Genomic DNA, 18,445 nt, shown 5'->3' with positions numbered 1-18,445 from the left:
GGGAAAATTTTGCGCCTGAATAATCCGCGCGGCTCCCAGAAACGTATTCTTTAACGGAAAAGCAATTTTCACGAAAAAGATGACGAAAAAAGCTGGGGAGCAGCCTGTTTCATGACGATGCAAGGGGATGAGTGAAAACGTCGCTTTGTGTTCCGAACCCGCGTGTTCAGGCCGGTGTCTTCTGTGGCAGATGTGCACAGGAATGCAGGTTTCCTGAATTGCAGATGAGGGTCGATCTCTCTCATTTTGATTTCAGCTTCTTTCCCTAGGATTGGCCGAATCAGTTCCACACGTGAGCCGTCTGCAGGATGGCCAGCAACGTCTTAAGGTGAGAAAAGGTGTTTTGATGTTACTCAAGTTGTTACAGGATCAGCAGTTCATTCCTTTGGGGGTGATGGTAGGGATGACCGGCCTTGGCTTGGGAGTAATTTGGAAGCGGTTTCAGTATCGGACGCGACAGCGTGTCCGGGCAGCAGTGGCCGCGTACCTCGCATTGCAACAGTCCGAGCGGACAGTCTGACCGGCGTCACGTGTCGATTCCCGACTGCAGTTGTCGTTTCCATCAGCGGACTGAGTCGGGGATGGATGTTCCGCACGGAACATCCCGCAGAGACAGACGCATTTTCACGGTCGACGATGTCCGTCATTTGTTCAGGACTTGGTCGTGCAGCAGATCGCTTCGGTAAAAATGCGTCTGTCCCTGTCTGAGAATTGATGTTACCCCCCGCCAAGTATTCTTGCTTGCGAGAACACTTCTTGCGGTTTGTGCCGTCGCTCTTGGCGCTTCATCCCCGCCGCAGCGTGCCAGAGTTCATTGGGCATTGAGCTGATTTTGACGGCCTGGGCGTTGGCATTGCCCCGCACTTTCGTAAGCAAGCATCGTCCGTATCTGCTTTTGTCCGTTCCGCGACTTCGCCAACGGCTCGGTTGGGGATCACAAGGTTCCATCCAGCAGGAATTGACTTTCAACGATCGCTCGCCCTGACGGGTGCAGACATTGTGCGAACTGGCGAGCAGTGACGGACAGTGGCAATTTTTCCAGCTCTTCTGCTGTGATCCACTGCCATTCTTCGTCCTTCTTCAGTCGCCCGTCGATCCGGTTCGCTACGAAGCAGATCAGCGTGATTCGATAACGCGTCACACTGTGATTGAACTGAGCCACCTGCGGCCCGAGTTCAATCGTGAGTCCGGTCCGCTCCTGTGTCGATTGGACAATCATTGCATCTGGCAAGGTCGGGCTCTCATGGGGAACCTCAAACCGGATGAAGTCCCACAACCCGGCCCAGCGTTCGTCTGCTGTTCTCCGTCTGACGAGAAACTTCGCCCCATTTCGGACGGCGATTGAAACCTCGGTCACAGCCGTAATGGCGACCTTTGGTTTTGGACGCGGAATCGTCGACTGCCGGTTGGTCAGGTACGCCTGGCAATAGGATTGAACAGGACATTCTCCACAAGCGGGGTCACGAGGCGTGCAAACTGTGGCGCCGAGCTCCATCAGTGCCTGATTGACTTGCCCCGGTTGTTTGCGCGGCAGGATATTCTCGGCGAACGTCCACAGTTGCTCTTGTCCCCCCTTCGACCGGGGGTCTCCCTCGTAGCCCAGCAAACGGCAGTACAGTCGCAGGGTGTTCGCTTCGACGATCGGAGCACGCTGGTCAAAAGCGAACGAGGCAATTGCACCGGCGGTGTACCGTCCGATGCCGGGAAGGGACTGCAATTGAGCCAGATCAGTCGGAAACTGGCCTTCGTGCTGTTCCACAATGACTTTTGCCGCCCGCAGAATATTGCGCGCACGGCTGTAATACCCCAGTCCCTCCCAGTAGCGAAGTATCTCCGTTTCTTCCGCACGGGCGAGTTCTTTCAGATCAGGAAACCGCGCCATGAATCGCTGGAAGAACGGGATGACGGCAGCCACCGTGGTCTGCTGCAACATGATCTCGCTGATCCAGATCTGATAGGGATCGGCAGTTCTCCGCCACGGAAGATCTCTCGCCCGCAAGACGTACCATTCCCGTAGTTTTCGACGGAAGGAAGTGTGATCTGATGAATCCATTCAAAAACCGGGGCAAGGAGGGTGTTGAGTCTGGCGGGAAGTACAGAATCCGACGAACCAGGGACCTGTCGAAACGGTCCTGTATTCATGATACGGACGAGACATGGATTCTACCCACCGAACGGGAACTCGCCCAGTTCCGCAATCCACACGCAATCGCCTCGCAACGGGAAGACGCTTTTGACTTGGGTCAACCTTGGTCTCGCTGGACCAGACTGTGGGGGCGTCACTTTTTGGGGTCGTCACTTTGAGTGCTGACGTACGGATTCAAACGGTTAATATGCACTTTGCGGGTTGTGACGGTGGGATTGTCCGTGGCGTGGGTTGAATCTGACTTGTTGGCCCCGTAACGTGTGATTGGTAAGCTCATGCCTCGGTTTCCTCCTCTCACTCACTGCACCTGCTGATGATTCTGACCGGCGAAGAAATTAAGGCTCAGTTGGGAAAGAATATCATCATCGACCCGTTCAATCCGGCGATGCTGAACCCCAACAGCTACAACCTCAGCCTGCACGACGAGTTGCTGGTCTACGAGGAAATTGTGTTAGATGTGCGGCGCCCGAACCGCTATCGACGCAGTGTGATTCCTCCCGAGGGGATCGTTCTGCGCCCCGGCCAGCTCTATCTCGCCCGGACAGTCGAACGAACCGAGACGCACAATCTGGTTCCCATGCTCGAAGGACGGTCGTCGATCGGACGACTGGGCCTGTTCGTACACGTCAGTGCCGGCTTCGGTGATGTCGGCTTCTGCGGACACTGGACACTCGAACTTCAGGCGATCCACCCGATCCGCATTTATGCCGGTCTGCCGATCTGTCAGATTCTCTATCACACCGTTGTGGGTGAGATTACTGAATATCGAAACGGCAAATACCAAAACAATCATGACATTCAGCCGAGTCTCTTTTTTAAAGAGCTTCAGGCACCGGCCAAAGACCCACAGATGCGACTGGCTTTCGGTCAGGAGATGGCCGAGTAAATTCGTGTCCAACCAGCCGTTCCTGGAAGTGATTCAGTGCTGTAACAGTCACGGAAGCACTCTCACTGAAGCGGCGGTGCGACACAGCAGAGACAACATCAGACGCAGCAGTCTCGACGGGACTGTGTAGACACATTTAGAATAAGGGTCTTGCCATCACACGAGCGAGTGGTCCAGCACGAAAGCGAGAAGTCAAGTCTCGCTGATTGCAGGCAGGCAACCTCGTCCCAACCGGCCATTGGGATGTCGACCCGTGCTACGACCCAGAGTGTAGTACCACGAACCAGAGTGAAATTGCGAAAGTGATCAACGGAGTGCGATGCATGACGAATGTGTCGCCAAACCGTTGGTGCGTGACACAAACAGACAACCGACACCTCCATAGTTGAGCAATCCATCAATGCCGACCCGTGCTCCTGGCTACTTCGAACAACTTCTGTCAGAACGCATTCTCGTGCTCGATGGCGCCATGGGCACGATGATTCAGCGATATTCCCCGGGCGAGGCTGACTACCGGGGCGAACGATTTGCAAAGCACCCGATTGATCTCAAGAATGCAGGCGATGTCCTGGTGCTGACTCAGCCCCAGATGATCGGTGAGATTCATCGACTGTATCTGGCGGCGGGTGCCGATATCATCGAGACCGATTCGTTCAACGCCAACACCATTTCCATGGAAGAGTTCGGTCTCGCCGAATTCACCCGTGAGATCAATGTCGAAGCGGCCCGTCTGGCTCGGGCCGCCTGCGACGAGTTCACGTCCAAAACACCAAAGAAACCTCGTTTCGTTGCGGGCAGCATCGGCCCGACCAAGGTTCTGCTGTCGTTTAATGCTGACAAGCCAGGCTATCGTCCCGTGACGTTCGACCAGATGGTCGCGTCCTACTCCGAACAGGTTCGAGGTTTGATCGAAGGGGGCGTCGATCTGCTGCTTCCCGAGACCTCGTTCGACACACTGAACATGAAGGCCTGTCTGTTCGCGATTGAAGATGTCTTCGCGGAAACCGGTGTACGTTTGCCGGTCATGGTCTCCGGCACCATCTTCAACGGTGGCCGAACCTTAACTGGTCAATCGGTCGAATCGTTCTGGACCTCGGTTTCTCATGCTCCGATGCTGACGATCGGACTGAACTGCGCACTGGGGCCCAAGCAGATGCGCCAGTACGTCGAGACGCTGGCGAATCTGGCACCCAAGTACATCAGTTGTTATCCGAATGCGGGGATGCCCGACGGATTCGGTGGGTTTGATTCGAATCCCGGTGAAGTCGCCGCCAACCTGCGCGAGTTTGCCCAGAACGGCTGGGTGAACATTGTCGGGGGATGCTGCGGCACGAACCCCGACTACATCAAGGCGATTGCCGAAGCTGTCGAAAACGTCCCTCCGCGGCAGGTTCCAGACATTCCGGCCACCTCGGCGTATTGCGGAAAAGAGCGTATTGAGCTTAGTCCCAGTTCCAACTTCATGATGATTGGTGAACGGACCAACGTCACGGGGTCGCGCAAGTTCGCACGTCTGATCAAGGAAGGGAAGTTCGACGATGCTCTGGCCGTGGCCCGCGAGCAGGTCGAGAGTGGCGCGAACATGATCGACGTCAATATGGACGAAGGTCTGCTCGATAGCCAGGTCGCAATGACGACGTTCGTCAACCTGATTTCTGATGATCCCGACGTCAACCGCGTTCCGGTGATGGTCGACAGTTCCAAGTTCAGTGTGATCGAAGCGGGTCTCAAATGCCTCGACGGCAAGGGGGTCGTGAACTCGATCAGCATGAAGGAAGGCGAAGCCGCCTTCCTGGAACAGGCAAAGCGGATTCGACGATATGGCGCCGCCGTCGTCGTGATGGCGTTTGACGAACAGGGCCAGGCGACGGATTGCGAAGACAAAGTTCGTATTTGCAAGCGTGCTTACGACCTGTTGACGACGCAAGCCGGCTTCCCGCCCGAAGACATCATCTTCGATGCTAACATCCTGACCGTCGGTACGGGGATGGAAGAGCATGCAAACTACGCAGTCGAATTCATCGAAGCAATTCGGCGCATCAAAGTTGAATGCCCCGGTGCGAGGACGTCAGGTGGCGTCAGTAACGTTTCGTTCTCGTTCCGCGGTAACGATGTTGTCCGTGAGGCGATGAATGCCGCGTTCCTGTACCACGCCATCCAGGCGGGTCTCGACATGGGCATCGTCAACGCCGGCCAACTTGAAGTCTATGAAGAGATCGACAAAGAACTGCTCGTCTACATTGAAGACGTGCTGCTGAATCGTCGACCGGATGCGACCGAGCGTCTGATCTCGTTCTCGGAAAAGTTCAAATCCGGGACGAAGGAAGAAGCCGTTGCGGCTGTCGAAGAGTGGCGATTTGGTTCGGTGGAAGATCGACTGAAACATGCCTTGCTGAAAGGGATCGCTGACTACATCGACGCGGATACCGAAGAAGCCCGACTGAGCTACGGAAAGCCGCTGGACGTCATCCAGGGACCGCTTATGGATGGCATGAATGTCGTAGGCGCACTTTTCGGAGCAGGAAAAATGTTCCTGCCGCAGGTCGTCAAAAGCGCCCGTGTCATGAAGAAAGCGGTCGCTTACCTCGAGCCGTTCATGGAGGCGGAACGAGCCGCCGCTGCAGCGATGCCGAATGCAGCAGAAGTTGCCGTCGAGGAAGACACCGATCGGGGACGTGGACGCGTGCTGCTGGCGACCGTCAAAGGGGACGTCCATGACATCGGCAAGAATATCGTCGGAGTGGTCCTGCGGTGTAACAGCTTCGATGTTATCGACCTCGGAGTGATGGTCTCGTGCGACAAGATTCTGGAAGTGGCGAAGCAGAAAAATGTGGACGTCATCGGTCTGAGCGGTCTGATTACCCCTTCGCTCGATGAAATGGTCCATGTTGCGAAGGAGATGCAGCGCCTGGGTTTCACTGTTCCACTGCTGATCGGGGGTGCGACGACGTCCGCCAAACATACTGCGGTCAAAATCGCTCAGCACTACGATCATCCTGTGGTCCACGTCGTCGACGCGTCCCTCTCGGTACCAGTGGTCGAGAACATGCTGGATGCCGAACGCAAAGCCGAATTCATCGAGAAGAACCTCTCGTCGCAAGCCCGTGACCGCTCGACCTACGAAGCGATGCAGGCAAATCGCAAGCTGGTGCCGTACGCAGAAGCCCTCAGTCGGCGATTCGCGACGGACTGGTCAACCGTCAGGATCGATTCGCCTGCGTTCCTGGGAACGCGAGTGGTCGATGTCCCCCTGGCTGAACTGGTGCCGTTCATCGACTGGTCACCTTTCTTCCAGACGTGGGAACTGAAAGGGAAGTACCCAAAAATTTTCTCGGATCCGGTTGTGGGCGAACAGGCGAAGAAGGTCTTCGAAGACGCTCAGCAACTTTTAAAACGGATCGTGGATGAGAAACTGCTGACTGCACGAGGTGTGTATGGCTTCTGGCCTGCCGTGACCGAGGGGGACGACATCCTTGTGACGCCGATCAGCAACGGAACGATTGATAGTTCCAAACCGGTCATGCGTTTTTCAATGCTGCGTCAGCAATGGGAACGTCCGGGTCAGTCCGACTTCCGCTCGTTGGCTGACTACATTGCGCCGATTAGTGCTAACCGCCAGGACTACCTCGGTGCCTTCGCGGTCACGACAGGGATTGGCTGTGACGAACTGGCGAACAAGTTCCAGAACGAACTGAATGACGATTATCTTTCCATCATGACCAAAGCCCTCGCTGACCGACTGGCCGAAGCCTTTGCAGAATATCTGCACAAGAAGGCGCGCGAAGAGTGGGCCTACGGACGTGAAGAGAAGCTGACGAACGAGGATCTGATCGGCGAAAAGTATCGGGGGATCCGACCCGCTCATGGCTATCCCGCGTGTCCGGACCACACCGAGAAGACCAAGTTGTTCCAATTGCTCGATGCCGAACGTCAGACGGGTATCAAGCTGACGGAAAGCTTCGCCATGCATCCCGCCGCCAGCGTCAGCGGGCTGTACTTCGCTCACCCCGAGGCACGCTATTTCAGCGTCGACAAGATCACAAAAGACCAGGTCGAAGATTACGCAAAACGGAAAGGGATGCCGATCGAACTGCTGGAACGATGGCTCTCTCCGAATTTGGGATATGACAACTGACGAACATCGCTGACTCCTGTGATCGGCACACACGCAGGCAACCTGCCCCTGTGCGCCGGTCACAGTCTCTGCGAGAACCGCTGGGAAGGAACGCTCCGCGAACAGCCGTCCTTTTAACGACTTGTCAGGGCGAGTTTCCGCGACGCTCGCCACGGAGGGACTCTCACTCGCGGGCCGTCGAGCGGGATGGGGTCAACGGGGTGAGGTTGCAGGAACAAAGATTCGGAGACAGCGCGTGGATTGGGGAGCGATTTGGCTGAGTCTGAAACTGGCCAGCGCTGCGACCTCGATCCTCTTCGTGGCTGGCATACCCCTGTCGTACTGGCTGGCAACAACTCGTTGGCGGGGGCGATTCCTGGTGGAAGCCGTCGTCGCCTTGCCTTTGGTGCTGCCACCGACGGTGCTGGGGTTCTATCTGCTGGTCGGACTGGGACCTCACGGTTTCGTTGGAAAAGCCTGGCACAGCCTGTTTGGAGCACGGCTGCCCTTTTCGTTTCCGGGAATTCTGATTGGTGCCGTGCTGTTCAATCTCCCTTTTGCGATCCGCCCTTTCACAGCGGCATTTTCCGCAATGGACCGTCAACTTGTCGAAGCGGCCTGGTGCCTGGGAGTTTCCCGCTTCGAAACCTTCCGCCGTGTGATCCTGCCGCTCTGCTGGCCGGGAATACTCGCCGGCGTCATTCTGACATTTGCACATACCATTGGTGAGTTTGGCGTCGTGCTGATGCTGGGAGGAAATATTCCTTCGGTCACCCGAACGATCTCCACTTCGCTTTACGACGACGTCCAAAGTCTGAACTACGTTTCAGCAGGCAGGACCGCCGGGACACTGTTGGGATTCTCGTTCGTTGTACTCTGTATCACTCAGTGGCTGACTAACCGGAGTGCTGCGAGATGACGCTCGATCTGGTCGCGAACTTTTCGCTCCAGTACCACAAGGGCCCCCGACTGGACATCGAGTTTACCCAGTCGACGCAAGGCTTTTCTGTGACGTCGCTGATCGGCCCTTCGGGATGCGGCAAAACGACCTTCCTGCGGTGCCTGGCGGGATTGCACCACCCGGATCATGGGGCGATCCAGTTTGGCGACCAGATCTGGTTTGATCGCTCACGCCGGGTTGCCCTTTCCCCACAGCAACGGGACGTTGGATTTCTGTTTCAGGAGTACGCCCTGTTTCCGCATCTGAATATCGCGGACAACATCGGGTTTGGCTTAAAGCAGAGTTCATCACGCGAACGGCGCCGGCGAATACATGAAATCATGGCGCAGTTGGATCTGGCCGGGCTCGAACAGCGGTTCCCACATCAATTGTCCGGTGGGCAGCAACAGCGGGTGGCATTAGGACGAATCCTCGCCCGACGCCCACGGCTGCTGTTGCTGGACGAACCCCTTTCGGCGCTGGATGCCCTGTTGCGGGAACGCCTGCGAGCTGAACTCCGCCAGATCCTGCAGGAGTTCGGGGTCCCGACGATTATCGTAACACACGACCGCGTCGAAGCGATGGCCCTGGCAGACCGTGTGGCCGTAATGGATCAGGGGCGAATCCAGCAGGTCGGAACGGTCGAAGACGTTTTCTCGCGGCCCAGTAATGCCAGACTGGCACTACTGGTGGGGGTGGAAACCGTGGTTTCAGGGGAGATCATTGCCAATGATCAGGGGTTGGCCACCGTGCAGGTCGGACAAACGTTACTGCTGGCCGTCGCTCCATCGGCCGCGACCCGAATGGTGCATGTCTGTATCAAAGGGGAAGACGTCGCGCTGCAGAAAGGCACACCGGGTACCACGACGATCCGTAATCAACTGCGGGCCACGATCCGGTCTCTCACCCCGGAAGGCCCTTTGATTCGAGTCGGTCTGGAGTGCGGTTTCGAGATGACCGCGCTGATCACCCGACCCGCTCAGGACGACCTGAAACTGCAGGTTGGTGATGACGTGACCGCGATGGTGAAGGCTCCCGCCATCCATTTGATCCCCCGGTCCGGCTGAAACCCGCAATCGATTCAGCTTCTTTCGAGGTTCTGTCGCTACAACCGCGTCGGTTTCGCTCTCTTTCCCAGATTCGCAGTTGAGTCCGAATGTGACATCGCACTCCTTACGCAGCCGTTAAAACTTCGCAGTCCTTCCTCGTCGCTTACGGGCCAAAAACAGAGCGGCCCGGGAAATACAGGACGTTTCGGTCATGACCGCTCGCAAATCCGTTCGATGATGAAGAGTATTCGACGAAGGAGAACTCGGTCCGAGTCGATTCGGCGATTCATCCGACAAGATGTTGGAGCGAGACAACAATGCTCAGTCCTTTCAATCCATCTCGCCCATCAATGCCTTCCAGTTCTGGCCGATCGGACGAAATGGTGCTCACGCTTCTTTCTGGATCTCAGTCCATTCAAGTGAACCATGATGGATTCAAAATCGGAACGGGTCGTCAATGCGACCTGATTCTGGAAGATCCCACGATTCCTCGCTTGCACAGTCAGATTCACATTCAATCTGGCGCAGTCTGGATTGAAACCGTCTGTGACGAACTGCACCTGACCGTGAATGGCGCCACCTGTCGACGGATGGCACTGCGTGACGGTGATCGCTTGCAGATTGGTTCGACCCAGCTGTCAATCCAGCTTGCTCCGCAACCCCTCGTCGCCGAAGTCGGTGAAGCGACAAATGAAGGCCTTCCCGAAGACCTCGCGTCGCTTACGGCAGAGGAATTGTGTGATCGGATTCTGACCGAGCAGGCAATCGTCAACGAACTGTCCGCAGACGCCGACAGTGGCTGGGGGGCTCTCGTGAAAGCGATTGAAGCGGTCAGAGAAGTGCCGACATCGCTGGAATCAGAAAGCATTCCTCATGCGGAAGAAGTCCGCGTCTACAATACACTGCTGAGTCATCTTCAGGAGTTGCAAGTAGCCATCGCGGATCGAACACGCGAACTGAACCAGAAAGAGGCCGAGGTGCTCGCCACGGCGTCGATGATGGAAGAGACCCAGAAACGGGTGACGCAGCGACTGGACGTGATCCTCGACCATCTCAACGGTCCCGAGTCCAATGAACTGCGAGCGAGTGCCTGAACCCGTGTCGCCGGGGGATGTCCGTCTTCAGGTGGACCCTGTATGCATGCACGTCGTCGATAGTGAGTAACAAGGTCCGTAAGCTGAACAGCACTTCCGCAAGACGAGGGCCATCGAAGCGAGGCGGGCGAGTCAGTGCTACACTGTCGCCCACCTCCGATCGGCAGATGCCGGGTCTCTCGAAGTTCGTCCATGTTGCAGCCCCGGACTTTGGGGACCGAGCCGACCGGCACAACTGCCGGTCTGGTTCGACTCATGCTTTACCGCAAAGTCGTTCGAGATCTTCGAAGTAGTTGGGATAGGTCTTCGACGTGCATCCGGGGTCAGAAATGATGATTCCGGGAACTCGAAGTCCGATCAGCGAAAAACTCATGGCCATTCGATGATCATCATACGTCGCCACGGTACCGCCGTGGAGCGGCCCCGGGTGAATGGTCATGCCATCGGGGTGTTCTTCCACACGGCAACCTAATTTCTGCAGTTCAGTAACGACTGCAGTAACTCGATCGGTTTCTTTCAATCGCATATGCGCCACATTGCGGATTCGCGTGGGGCCCGTAGCGAACGGAGCGACACAAGCGAGCGTTTGTGCGGTGTCGCTAATGGCGTTCATATCGATATCGATCCCCTGCAGCGGCCGACCCTGAACGGTCACACTGTCGGCATTCCAGGTCACCTGGCATCCCATCTGCTCGAGTGCGCGAACGAAGTGCACATCTCCCTGTAGAGCGTTTGCATTCAGGCCATTGACGGTGATGTTGCCTTGAGTCACTGCGGCGAGGCCGAAAAAGTAACTGGCCGCGGAGGCATCGGGTTCAATGTCGTAGGTCGTTGCGACGTACGTCTGAGGAGTGATCCGATAGACGCCCGCCTCGGGCCGGTCAACGTTGACACCGAACTGAGACATTACGGCCAGTGTCATTTCAATGTAGGGCTCAGAGACGAGTTCCCCTGCCAGACGGATTTCAACCGTCTGTTGAGCACAGGGTGCGGCCATCAGCACGGCACTGAGGAACTGGCTTGAGAGATTGGCCTTGATCGAAATCGTTCCCCCCGGCAGGCCTTGTCCGTGAATAAGGACGGGCGGGCAGTCGTTGCCAAGTTCACACTCGACTTCGATTCCAAACTGCCGCAGCGCGACCACCAGGTCGGCGATCGGCCGCTCTCGCATGCGGGAATTGCCATCCAGACGATATCGTCCCTGTCCCAACGCACACAGCGCCGTGAGAAACCGGATACTGGTGCCGCTATTTTCGAGCCAGAGGTCAGCCGCACTGGTGGGAGGATTTCCGTGACAACCGTCGATTCGGACAGTCCCTTTCGCAGCATCATGATCGACGGTCAGACCCAATCGCTTCAGACTGTCGATCATGACCTGGGTATCGCGACTGTCGAGGACACCCGTTAAATGCGATGTCCCGCTTGCCAACGCTGCAACGACCAGGGCACGATTCGTGAGACTTTTTGAACCGGGCGGTCGAATCGAGCCGTTGACAGGGCCACAGACAGGTTGAATTTCACGAGAGGGTGTCATCTGCAATTGGTATCCTGAGTTGCTGTCGTGACGCATGACACGTCATGGTAAGGCGGTTTTGGCAGGGGGGCGGTTTCGTGTGAAGGAGTAATTTCCTAGCGTCGGGCGATGCGCGTCCGGCTGTTGCCCCGCGACTGCATTCTTACACGAATCACTTCGGGCAGGGCCGTTTCGAGCGGAGTGTCGGTCGTGAGCCGGTGGTAGACGAGGCCCAGTCGTGAGCAAATCCCTTCGATCGATTTCAGATGCGTGGTGAATTTCGCCAGATAATCACGACGGACGGCAGTCGGATCGACGTAGAGACGGCGGTCGGTTTCCAGATCGATAAACAGTTCGGGGGTAGTAAACGTGAAGCTGAGTTCTTCCGGATCCAGGACGTGGAAGACAATCACGTCCTGACCACGAACAGTCAGGCTTCCCAGGCTGACTTCGAGAGTCTCAAGCGGTGCCAGCAAATCCGAAATCAGAACCAGCATGCCCCGTTTATTGAGTCGTTCGGTGATCTGTTCCAGTGGCCGGGCCAGATGAGTTGACGAGCCTTCCGCTGTTTTTTCCAGCGAGACGAGCAAGCGGCGCAGATGACCCGAGCGATAACGAGGTGGAATGAAATCAATAATCTCGGACGCAAAGCTTGCTAAACCGATTGCGTCACGCTGCGTCGAGAGAAAATAGGCGAACGTCGCTGCCAGCGTCCGGGCGTACTCAGACTTGCTGTAGCCAATCGAACCGAAGTTCATGGAGCGGCTGGCGTCCAAGAGCAGCAGACATCGCAAATTGGTTTCATCTTCGAATCGCTTCAGATAATACCGGTCTGTTCTGGCGTAAAGCTTCCAGTCGAGATGCCGCAAGTCATCTCCCTGGGTGTACTGTCGGTACTCGGTAAACTCGACAGAGAATCCATGATAGGGACTGCGGTTGAGTCCTGTCATGAAGCCCTGGACCACGTGCTTGGCTCTCAGTTCCAGCGACTTCAGTCGCATCAATGTCGCGGGATCGACAAATTCCCCGGCCAAAGTCTTCGTGATGGCTGCTGGCACTTGTGAATCCTTTGAACTCATGAAACTGAAAACGGCGACCGCAACAGACGACGGACACGATGATCATATCAGACCGAGAAACTGTCGCTCGACTAACCGACAAACTCTTGGAAACCGCACGATCGGGTCGACGCGGTTTTTGTTTCTGCTTGAGGCAGGACCTTCTGGACGGAGAACTTTACGACTGCCCGATCATCAGACCCGAATCACCGATCTCAAAGGGAACGATGCCATCATCGGCGGCACTGCCTCGATGCTTGGCGACGTGCAGCGCCCGCCGCATCCGGTTGCCGTCGCGGACTTTTCCCATGAGGATGATTGTGTTCGCGTTACACAGCACATCTCCACTTTCGATCGGACGGTCGATCAGGTCGTCCAGTTTGACCTCATGCGACGTGTACAGCAGCATGGTGGCCAGTTTGTTGTGGTCGTAAGCATGCTCGGCAACGGTCTGTTCATTCGCCCGGAAATTGACCCGGAACAGGTCTCGCGCTACCCAGTCGTGATCCTTGTGCAGGATCTGGTGATAGATGTAATCAAACAACTGGAACTGGAATGAATCGCTCGCCCGATCAACGGGTTCGACTCCGTCGATCACCGAACGGCGGACTCCGTGAGCGAAGTTTCCGTAAAAGTACGCGATGGCCTGGTCGAGTTTCTTATTGAGTTCAGCACGCCATTCCTGCCATTGCTCCTGGTCGAGGTCTTGCAGCGTGACTCGTCGGCCAGTTCGATCAAACACATGAAAATAATCTGTCCGGATCGCGTCACGGTTCCAGATTTCTTCAGGAGCATACGAGACATCCAGTGGCCGGGTCTTCAAGACCCAGTCGCAGATCCGTTTGGCGTAGTCGGCATGGTTCTGCGCGTCGCCGCGCGACGTCATATCGAAAAGAATTCCTCGTTCGCCCTCTTGCTTCAGCCCGGCATTGGCAAACTGAAGGCCTAGCTGAGTCTTACCGATTCCCGTCGCCCCCATGACGACCGTCAGTGTGCCAGGAATCAGTCCTCCCCCCAACAGCGAATCCAGTTCCGCAATACCCGTCGAAAAACGTTCAGAAGTCGCCATGAAATTCCTGCAAAAGCACGTGTAAGTGGATAATCAGGCTGCCCCCGTTCCTGGCGTGCGACCAGCCGAACGCGACTCGATTCCACGCGGTTGCCAGCGTTACGACCGTGACGGGGGCGCTGCTGAATGACTGCGAGATTGCGAGTCGGACTGGTGGTACGGTCCCACCGCAGGGTGGATGCAAATAATAGCAACCTGACAGCATTCCGGGAGTGCGCGGCGACACGTGAAGTCAATTCGCCGCCGGTACCGATTCTGAATCCGTTTGCCGCGCCGGGGGCTGCCCCTTGATCGGCTGGCGCGCGAACCACTTCTACTCCTGAAACACGGAATCGATCGACTTGTGGAGGTGTGACACCGGAAACCGGGGGAGTGTTCGCTGGGACGGATACTCAGCACGTCGCAACTGCGGATGTGCGCAAGTCCAATTGTGACTGCCTGATTGCGAACGGATGTCCCGGGGTTGGGGCAAAGGGAATGGCCGACAAGCGGGTTCGTTCTGGAAACTCCCCGATTGTTCGTTTTCCATCTTGAATCCGTCCGTATCTACTATTACTCTAGTACCTACTAGCCGCATAGTAGAGAGGTCTCGGATGAATGTGAAACCGTCGGAGCTGGAGTTACAGGTGCTGGGCTTATTGTGGGAGCATGGTCCGCAGAGCGTGCGGGAACTGTTGCCGCTGTTCCCGGATGGCAAAGAACGTGCCTACACCACGGTGCTGACGGTACTTCAGGGGATGGAGCGAAAAAACCTGGTTTCACATCGGCGGGAAGGGATGGCGTACATCTATAGCCCGCTGGTCAGTCGTGAGCAGGTCGTTCAGCCCGTGCTGAAAACGATGCTGAAGAACCTGTTTTCTGGCAATCCCGCCAAAGCCGTCCAGGCACTGATGGATGCTTCGGATGTCTCGGCGGAAGACCTCAAACAGATTCGCAAGGTGATCAATCAAGCTGCCCGCGAAGCCGAAAACAAAGAGGAGAAACCATGACGATCCTGGTTGCGTGGTTCACCGGTACCTGGGCCCAGTCTCTCTGCTGGGCACTGCTGCATTCGCTGTGGCAGGCCGCAGTCTGGTCTGCATTGCTGGCTGTTTGTTTGACGATGATATCCCGCAATCGGCCTCAATTACGGTATGCGGCGTCGTTGAGCTGTCTGGCTGGACTGGCTGTGGGAGTGCTGGTGACAGGTTCCTTTCTCAGACTGCCCTCTGACCTTATCCCTTCCTTTTCTTCTCCCTCCAGTGTCACGGCGAATTCACTCCAGGAACCGACCGCGACTGGTACTTCACTTCCTGTCGTCTCGTCCCCTTCGGTGCCAGGTGCAGCGAAGGTCTCACCGTCGAGTGACCGTCCATTTGTGCCCATGGAATCCGGCCCCATCCGGGGAATCCCGTCGAGACTCAATGGACTTGTGAGACAGTTCAGTCCGTTCCTGCTTTGGGGATGGTTGCTCGGAGTCGCGCTGAACTTCCTTCAGTGCGTACGTCAAAGGACAGCGGCAGAAACATGGAAACTGGGAGAACCTGTCAGAGAGGCGATCGCGCTGGACATTTTTGAACGGCTCAAGGCGCAGCTTCGGATCCATCGGCCGGTCAAGCTGATTGCCTCGCTGCACGCACATTCCCCTTGCGTCATCGGGACGTTCTCGCCAGTGATTCTGATACCGATGTCGCTGGCCACGGGCCTGTCGCCCGATCAATGGAAGGCGATTCTGGCCCATGAACTCGCGCATCTGCGCCGCTGGGACGACGTTGTCAATCTGGGTCAGCAGGTGATTGAGTCCTTGTTGTTTTTCAATCCAGGCGTCTGGTGGATCAGTCGGCAGATTCGTGCTGAACGCGAGGCCTGCTGCGACGTGTGGGGAGCCCGCGTGACGGCCAGTCCTTTCAATTACGCTCAGGTTCTGTTGGACATCGCCGAGAAGATCACCGCGCCTCCCCCGGCGGCGGTTCTCGGTTTCGCAGACGAGCGTTCCGGATCATTACTGGATCGCGTGCGCAGACTGGTGGAGAGGAATGCTGGGGCACCTACCAGGTTCACCTGGAAATCGATACTGCTCGTCCTCGTTGTCGCCGCCACGGCCATCGCCTTGCTGCAGTATGGGAGTGACCTGGCGGTCTTTTCTGCTGCCAGGCTGCTTTCCGATGGAGAGCGGGTGACAGAGCTGGCCAAAGTGGCGGACGAGATTAATCCTGCAGCCAACATCACGGAGCAGCGACTGATCATCAGTGGAAAGGTTCACACAAGCGATGGTCAACCGCTTCCCAACTTGATCTGGGTCTATTCCCAAACTCAGAAAGGGAATTCGGGAACCGGAATGACTCAGGGCGATATCAAGGGAGGCGAGTCCGACGAATTTCGTGTGGATGTTCCGCCGGGCGAGACATGGCTCCAGTTCATGGGGGACGGATATGCCACGACCATGGTCGGACCCTATCTTTCGGGACGTGTTGACGAGATCAAAGACGTCGAGGTTGTTCTCAAACCGGGAGTTCCCGTCACTCTCCAACTCCGGGACGACGCTGACCGGCCCATTCCTGATGCGGAAGTGATCGTGTCGGCCTGGGAAGGAAATCAGGGATTCGGTCTCTTCAAGCCGCGGCAGACAGATTCCTCAGGCGAGGTGGTGATTCCGCATGTGCAGCCTGATCGACGTCATAGTCTGTCGGTGACCGCACCAGGATTCCAAAGGCTGGACGTTCGCCCCGCTGTCCTCAACCTGGACGCTCCATTAACGCTTCAGATGACGCGAGCGCAGCCGGCAACGGGTCAGGTCCTCGCATCCGACGGTCTGCCTCTGGCGGGTGCAACGCTGCGACGATTGAGGGTTCGACGACTCCAGTTGGTCGACAACACCTGGATGAGTCAGCCTCCTTTGGGAACGACCGATGAGCGAGGGGAATTTACCCTCGACCAGCTCCTCGACGGTTCCATCTATGACTTGCTTGTTGAGCACCCTGATTATGCGCCAGCGATTTTGACGAACGTTCAACCGGGTACTCGGGATCGCGTGATTCAGTTGCAACCGGGAGTCACTGTATCCGGGATCGTTCGGGGTACGTCGCAGCAGCTTGAAGAGCTGCAAAAGAAACACGTTGGTGTCCGATTCTCACAGTCGAAGAACGGTGCGTTCGATGGTGAGAATCTCTCATTCAATCGTCCATTCAAACTGGAATTCGCAGAGGGGGAAGCTCATTTTCAGATTGATCATGTCCCGGCAGGAGATCTTCAGTTCTCGCTGGGTGATCAGCAGTTTCACAAAGAAGTGTCCGGGCCTGTTCATGATCTCGTACTGACATTGAATGAGCCGGCCCGCCCCTTTCAACGCGAAGTCAGTCTGGTGTTTCGTAAGCAAGGCGAGGTCGTCGCGCCGGAAGGACGATTACAACTCAGCATCCGCGATCAGAACCCTGGATCAGCGAATCCTTACGATATTACGATGGCCACGTTGACGAACGGCCACTGCGTAGTACAGGTGCCGGCTCCGTGTGAGATTCGGATCCAGTTGAATCAACTGATCGGGTTTACTCTGACGGATGAGGAATTCGTCGCACGAATCCCTGCAGGAAATGATCTCTTTACCGTCGACGTCCCGGTGGAGCCCGCAGGAGGAGTCAATGGCGTCGTGCTGAACTCTGACGGAACTCCCGCGTCCGGAATTAATGTGGTGCTCGAAGCAGTTTCGTCGCGCTGGACGCTCTCGATGAACCGTGAGAAACGCCAGCTTTTGAATGCGCATTCGAATTCCTCGGGACAATTCTTCCTGGGCCCGGTCCCCTTCGGTTCCCGTTGCGGACTGCGTGCCAGTCGCGACAAGTTCATCATTCTCGGACCACAGTTCACCCTGTCCGAGAAACAACCGCTGCCCCAGTTCAAGCTCGAATTTAATATCCCTGTCAAAGCCACCGTCAGAGTACTCGATCCACTGGGAAACCGATTACAGGGAATTCCCGTAATGATTCGCTGCGAGCATCCTCGTGTGACGACGTCTTGGGGAACTGCGGAAACGACCAATGCACAGGGGGAACTCACTGTTCCGCAGATCAACCCCGAGATGGTCTCATCCTATCGGGCGATCGTCCGGCCAAACAAAGACTACCAGAATGCCGTCGTCACGTTGCAAGGGGATAGCACCGTCGACGTGAAACTGCAACCGGGACTCTTCCTGTCTGGAACACTGGTGAATAAAGCCGGTCGGCCGCTTTCAGGGCGGATCGTCACCGCTGGTGCAGGGCCTTACTTTGGCATCGATCGGAATCGTTACTCGGCAGAATCGCCGACCGATGACGAAGGACATTTTCGATTCAGTAACCTCCCAGCAGAGGAAGTTCGAATCGAGCTGGAGTACGGAAGTGTGGCAGGAGCCGTTCGAAAGTTTCACCCGACAACAGAGGATCAAATGAAACCGATCACAATTGAGAGTGCATACTGAATGGTGCCGATTTCAGAACGGACAGGGGGACCCGCTGATTCGTAAACGAAGGTGAACGTATTCGCTTCAAACTTCATGTGGCCCACTATCGCCATGCCGACTTCGTAAAAACGAACGCTCGCAATGTTCCACCGCCGGTGGTGC

General features: G+C 56.4%; 13 protein-coding genes. 8 read left to right on the top strand and 5 right to left on the bottom strand.

Going from position 1 to position 18,445, the window contains the following annotated elements; translation table 11 throughout:
* Positions 1-346: 346 nt before the first annotated feature.
* Positions 347-520 carry a hypothetical protein gene (locus ACGY09_RS01430; protein WP_373651850.1) on the top strand — a complete coding sequence of 58 codons (174 nt, stop codon included), beginning with the start codon at positions 347-349 and terminating at the stop codon, positions 518-520.
* Positions 521-934: 414 nt separating this feature from the next.
* On the opposite strand, the gene mutY is transcribed toward ACGY09_RS01430, so the two are convergent.
* Both mutY and ACGY09_RS01420 read right to left on the bottom strand, forming a co-directional pair.
* Complete coding sequence (gene mutY / locus ACGY09_RS01425) at positions 935-2,053, bottom strand: A/G-specific adenine glycosylase (RefSeq protein WP_397570186.1); 1,119 nt, start codon at positions 2,051-2,053, stop codon at positions 935-937.
* Between the two features lie 226 nt (positions 2,054-2,279).
* On the bottom strand, positions 2,280-2,423 hold the full coding sequence (locus ACGY09_RS01420) for a hypothetical protein (protein WP_397570185.1): 144 nt from the start codon (positions 2,421-2,423) through the stop codon (positions 2,280-2,282).
* Between the two features lie 36 nt (positions 2,424-2,459).
* Here ACGY09_RS01420 and dcd point away from each other — a divergent pair, with 36 nt between their 5' ends.
* The 5 genes from dcd to ACGY09_RS01395 all read left to right on the top strand — a co-directional run bounded on the left by dcd (position 2,460) and on the right by ACGY09_RS01395 (position 10,229).
* Positions 2,460-3,032, top strand: coding sequence for a dCTP deaminase (dcd, locus tag ACGY09_RS01415; protein WP_397570184.1), 573 nt, complete (start codon positions 2,460-2,462; stop codon positions 3,030-3,032).
* A gap of 400 nt (positions 3,033-3,432) precedes the next feature.
* Positions 3,433-7,167, top strand: coding sequence for a methionine synthase (metH, locus tag ACGY09_RS01410; RefSeq protein ID WP_373651854.1), 3,735 nt, complete (start codon positions 3,433-3,435; stop codon positions 7,165-7,167).
* Positions 7,168-7,402: 235 nt separating this feature from the next.
* Positions 7,403-8,065, top strand: coding sequence for a molybdate ABC transporter permease subunit (gene modB, locus ACGY09_RS01405; protein ID WP_397570183.1), 663 nt, complete (start codon positions 7,403-7,405; stop codon positions 8,063-8,065).
* A complete protein-coding gene (locus tag ACGY09_RS01400; protein ID WP_397570182.1) occupies positions 8,062-9,153 on the top strand; it encodes an ABC transporter ATP-binding protein in 1,092 nt (363 codons plus the stop codon). The genes modB and ACGY09_RS01400 overlap by 4 nt, the downstream gene beginning before the upstream one ends.
* 299 nt (positions 9,154-9,452) lie before the next feature.
* The gene (locus tag ACGY09_RS01395) at positions 9,453-10,229 is read left to right on the top strand and encodes an FHA domain-containing protein (RefSeq protein WP_397570181.1); all 777 of its coding nucleotides are present in this window, start codon (positions 9,453-9,455) and stop codon (positions 10,227-10,229) included.
* A 253-nt stretch (positions 10,230-10,482) separates the two neighbouring features.
* Here ACGY09_RS01395 and aroA read toward each other — a convergent pair whose 3' ends face one another.
* The 3 genes from aroA to ACGY09_RS01380 form a co-directional block, all read right to left on the bottom strand.
* Positions 10,483-11,763 (bottom strand): 3-phosphoshikimate 1-carboxyvinyltransferase, encoded by a 1,281-nt coding sequence (gene aroA / locus ACGY09_RS01390; protein ID WP_397570180.1) that lies wholly within the window; start codon positions 11,761-11,763, stop codon positions 10,483-10,485.
* A gap of 95 nt (positions 11,764-11,858) precedes the next feature.
* Positions 11,859-12,800 (bottom strand): DUF58 domain-containing protein, encoded by a 942-nt coding sequence (locus ACGY09_RS01385; RefSeq protein WP_373651859.1) that lies wholly within the window; start codon positions 12,798-12,800, stop codon positions 11,859-11,861.
* A gap of 178 nt (positions 12,801-12,978) precedes the next feature.
* Positions 12,979-13,869 carry an RAD55 family ATPase gene (locus tag ACGY09_RS01380; protein ID WP_373651860.1) on the bottom strand — a complete coding sequence of 297 codons (891 nt, stop codon included), beginning with the start codon at positions 13,867-13,869 and terminating at the stop codon, positions 12,979-12,981.
* Between the two features lie 593 nt (positions 13,870-14,462).
* Here ACGY09_RS01380 and ACGY09_RS01375 point away from each other — a divergent pair.
* Together ACGY09_RS01375 and ACGY09_RS01370 are read left to right on the top strand one after the other, a co-directional pair.
* Positions 14,463-14,858, top strand: a complete 396-nt coding sequence (locus ACGY09_RS01375) for a BlaI/MecI/CopY family transcriptional regulator (protein ID WP_373651861.1) — start codon at positions 14,463-14,465, stop codon at positions 14,856-14,858.
* Complete coding sequence (locus ACGY09_RS01370; protein WP_397570179.1) at positions 14,855-18,301, top strand: M56 family metallopeptidase; 3,447 nt, start codon at positions 14,855-14,857, stop codon at positions 18,299-18,301. Before ACGY09_RS01375 ends, ACGY09_RS01370 begins: the two co-directional genes overlap by 4 nt.
* The last annotated feature ends 144 nt before the right edge of the window (positions 18,302-18,445 follow it).

Origin of the sequence: Schlesneria sphaerica, from assembly GCF_044336245.1 — a bacterium.
GTDB lineage: Bacteria > Planctomycetota > Planctomycetia > Planctomycetales > Planctomycetaceae > Schlesneria > Schlesneria sphaerica.
Note: the sequence above shows the minus strand (reverse complement) of the source record. Positions and strands in the feature narration are given on the sequence as shown.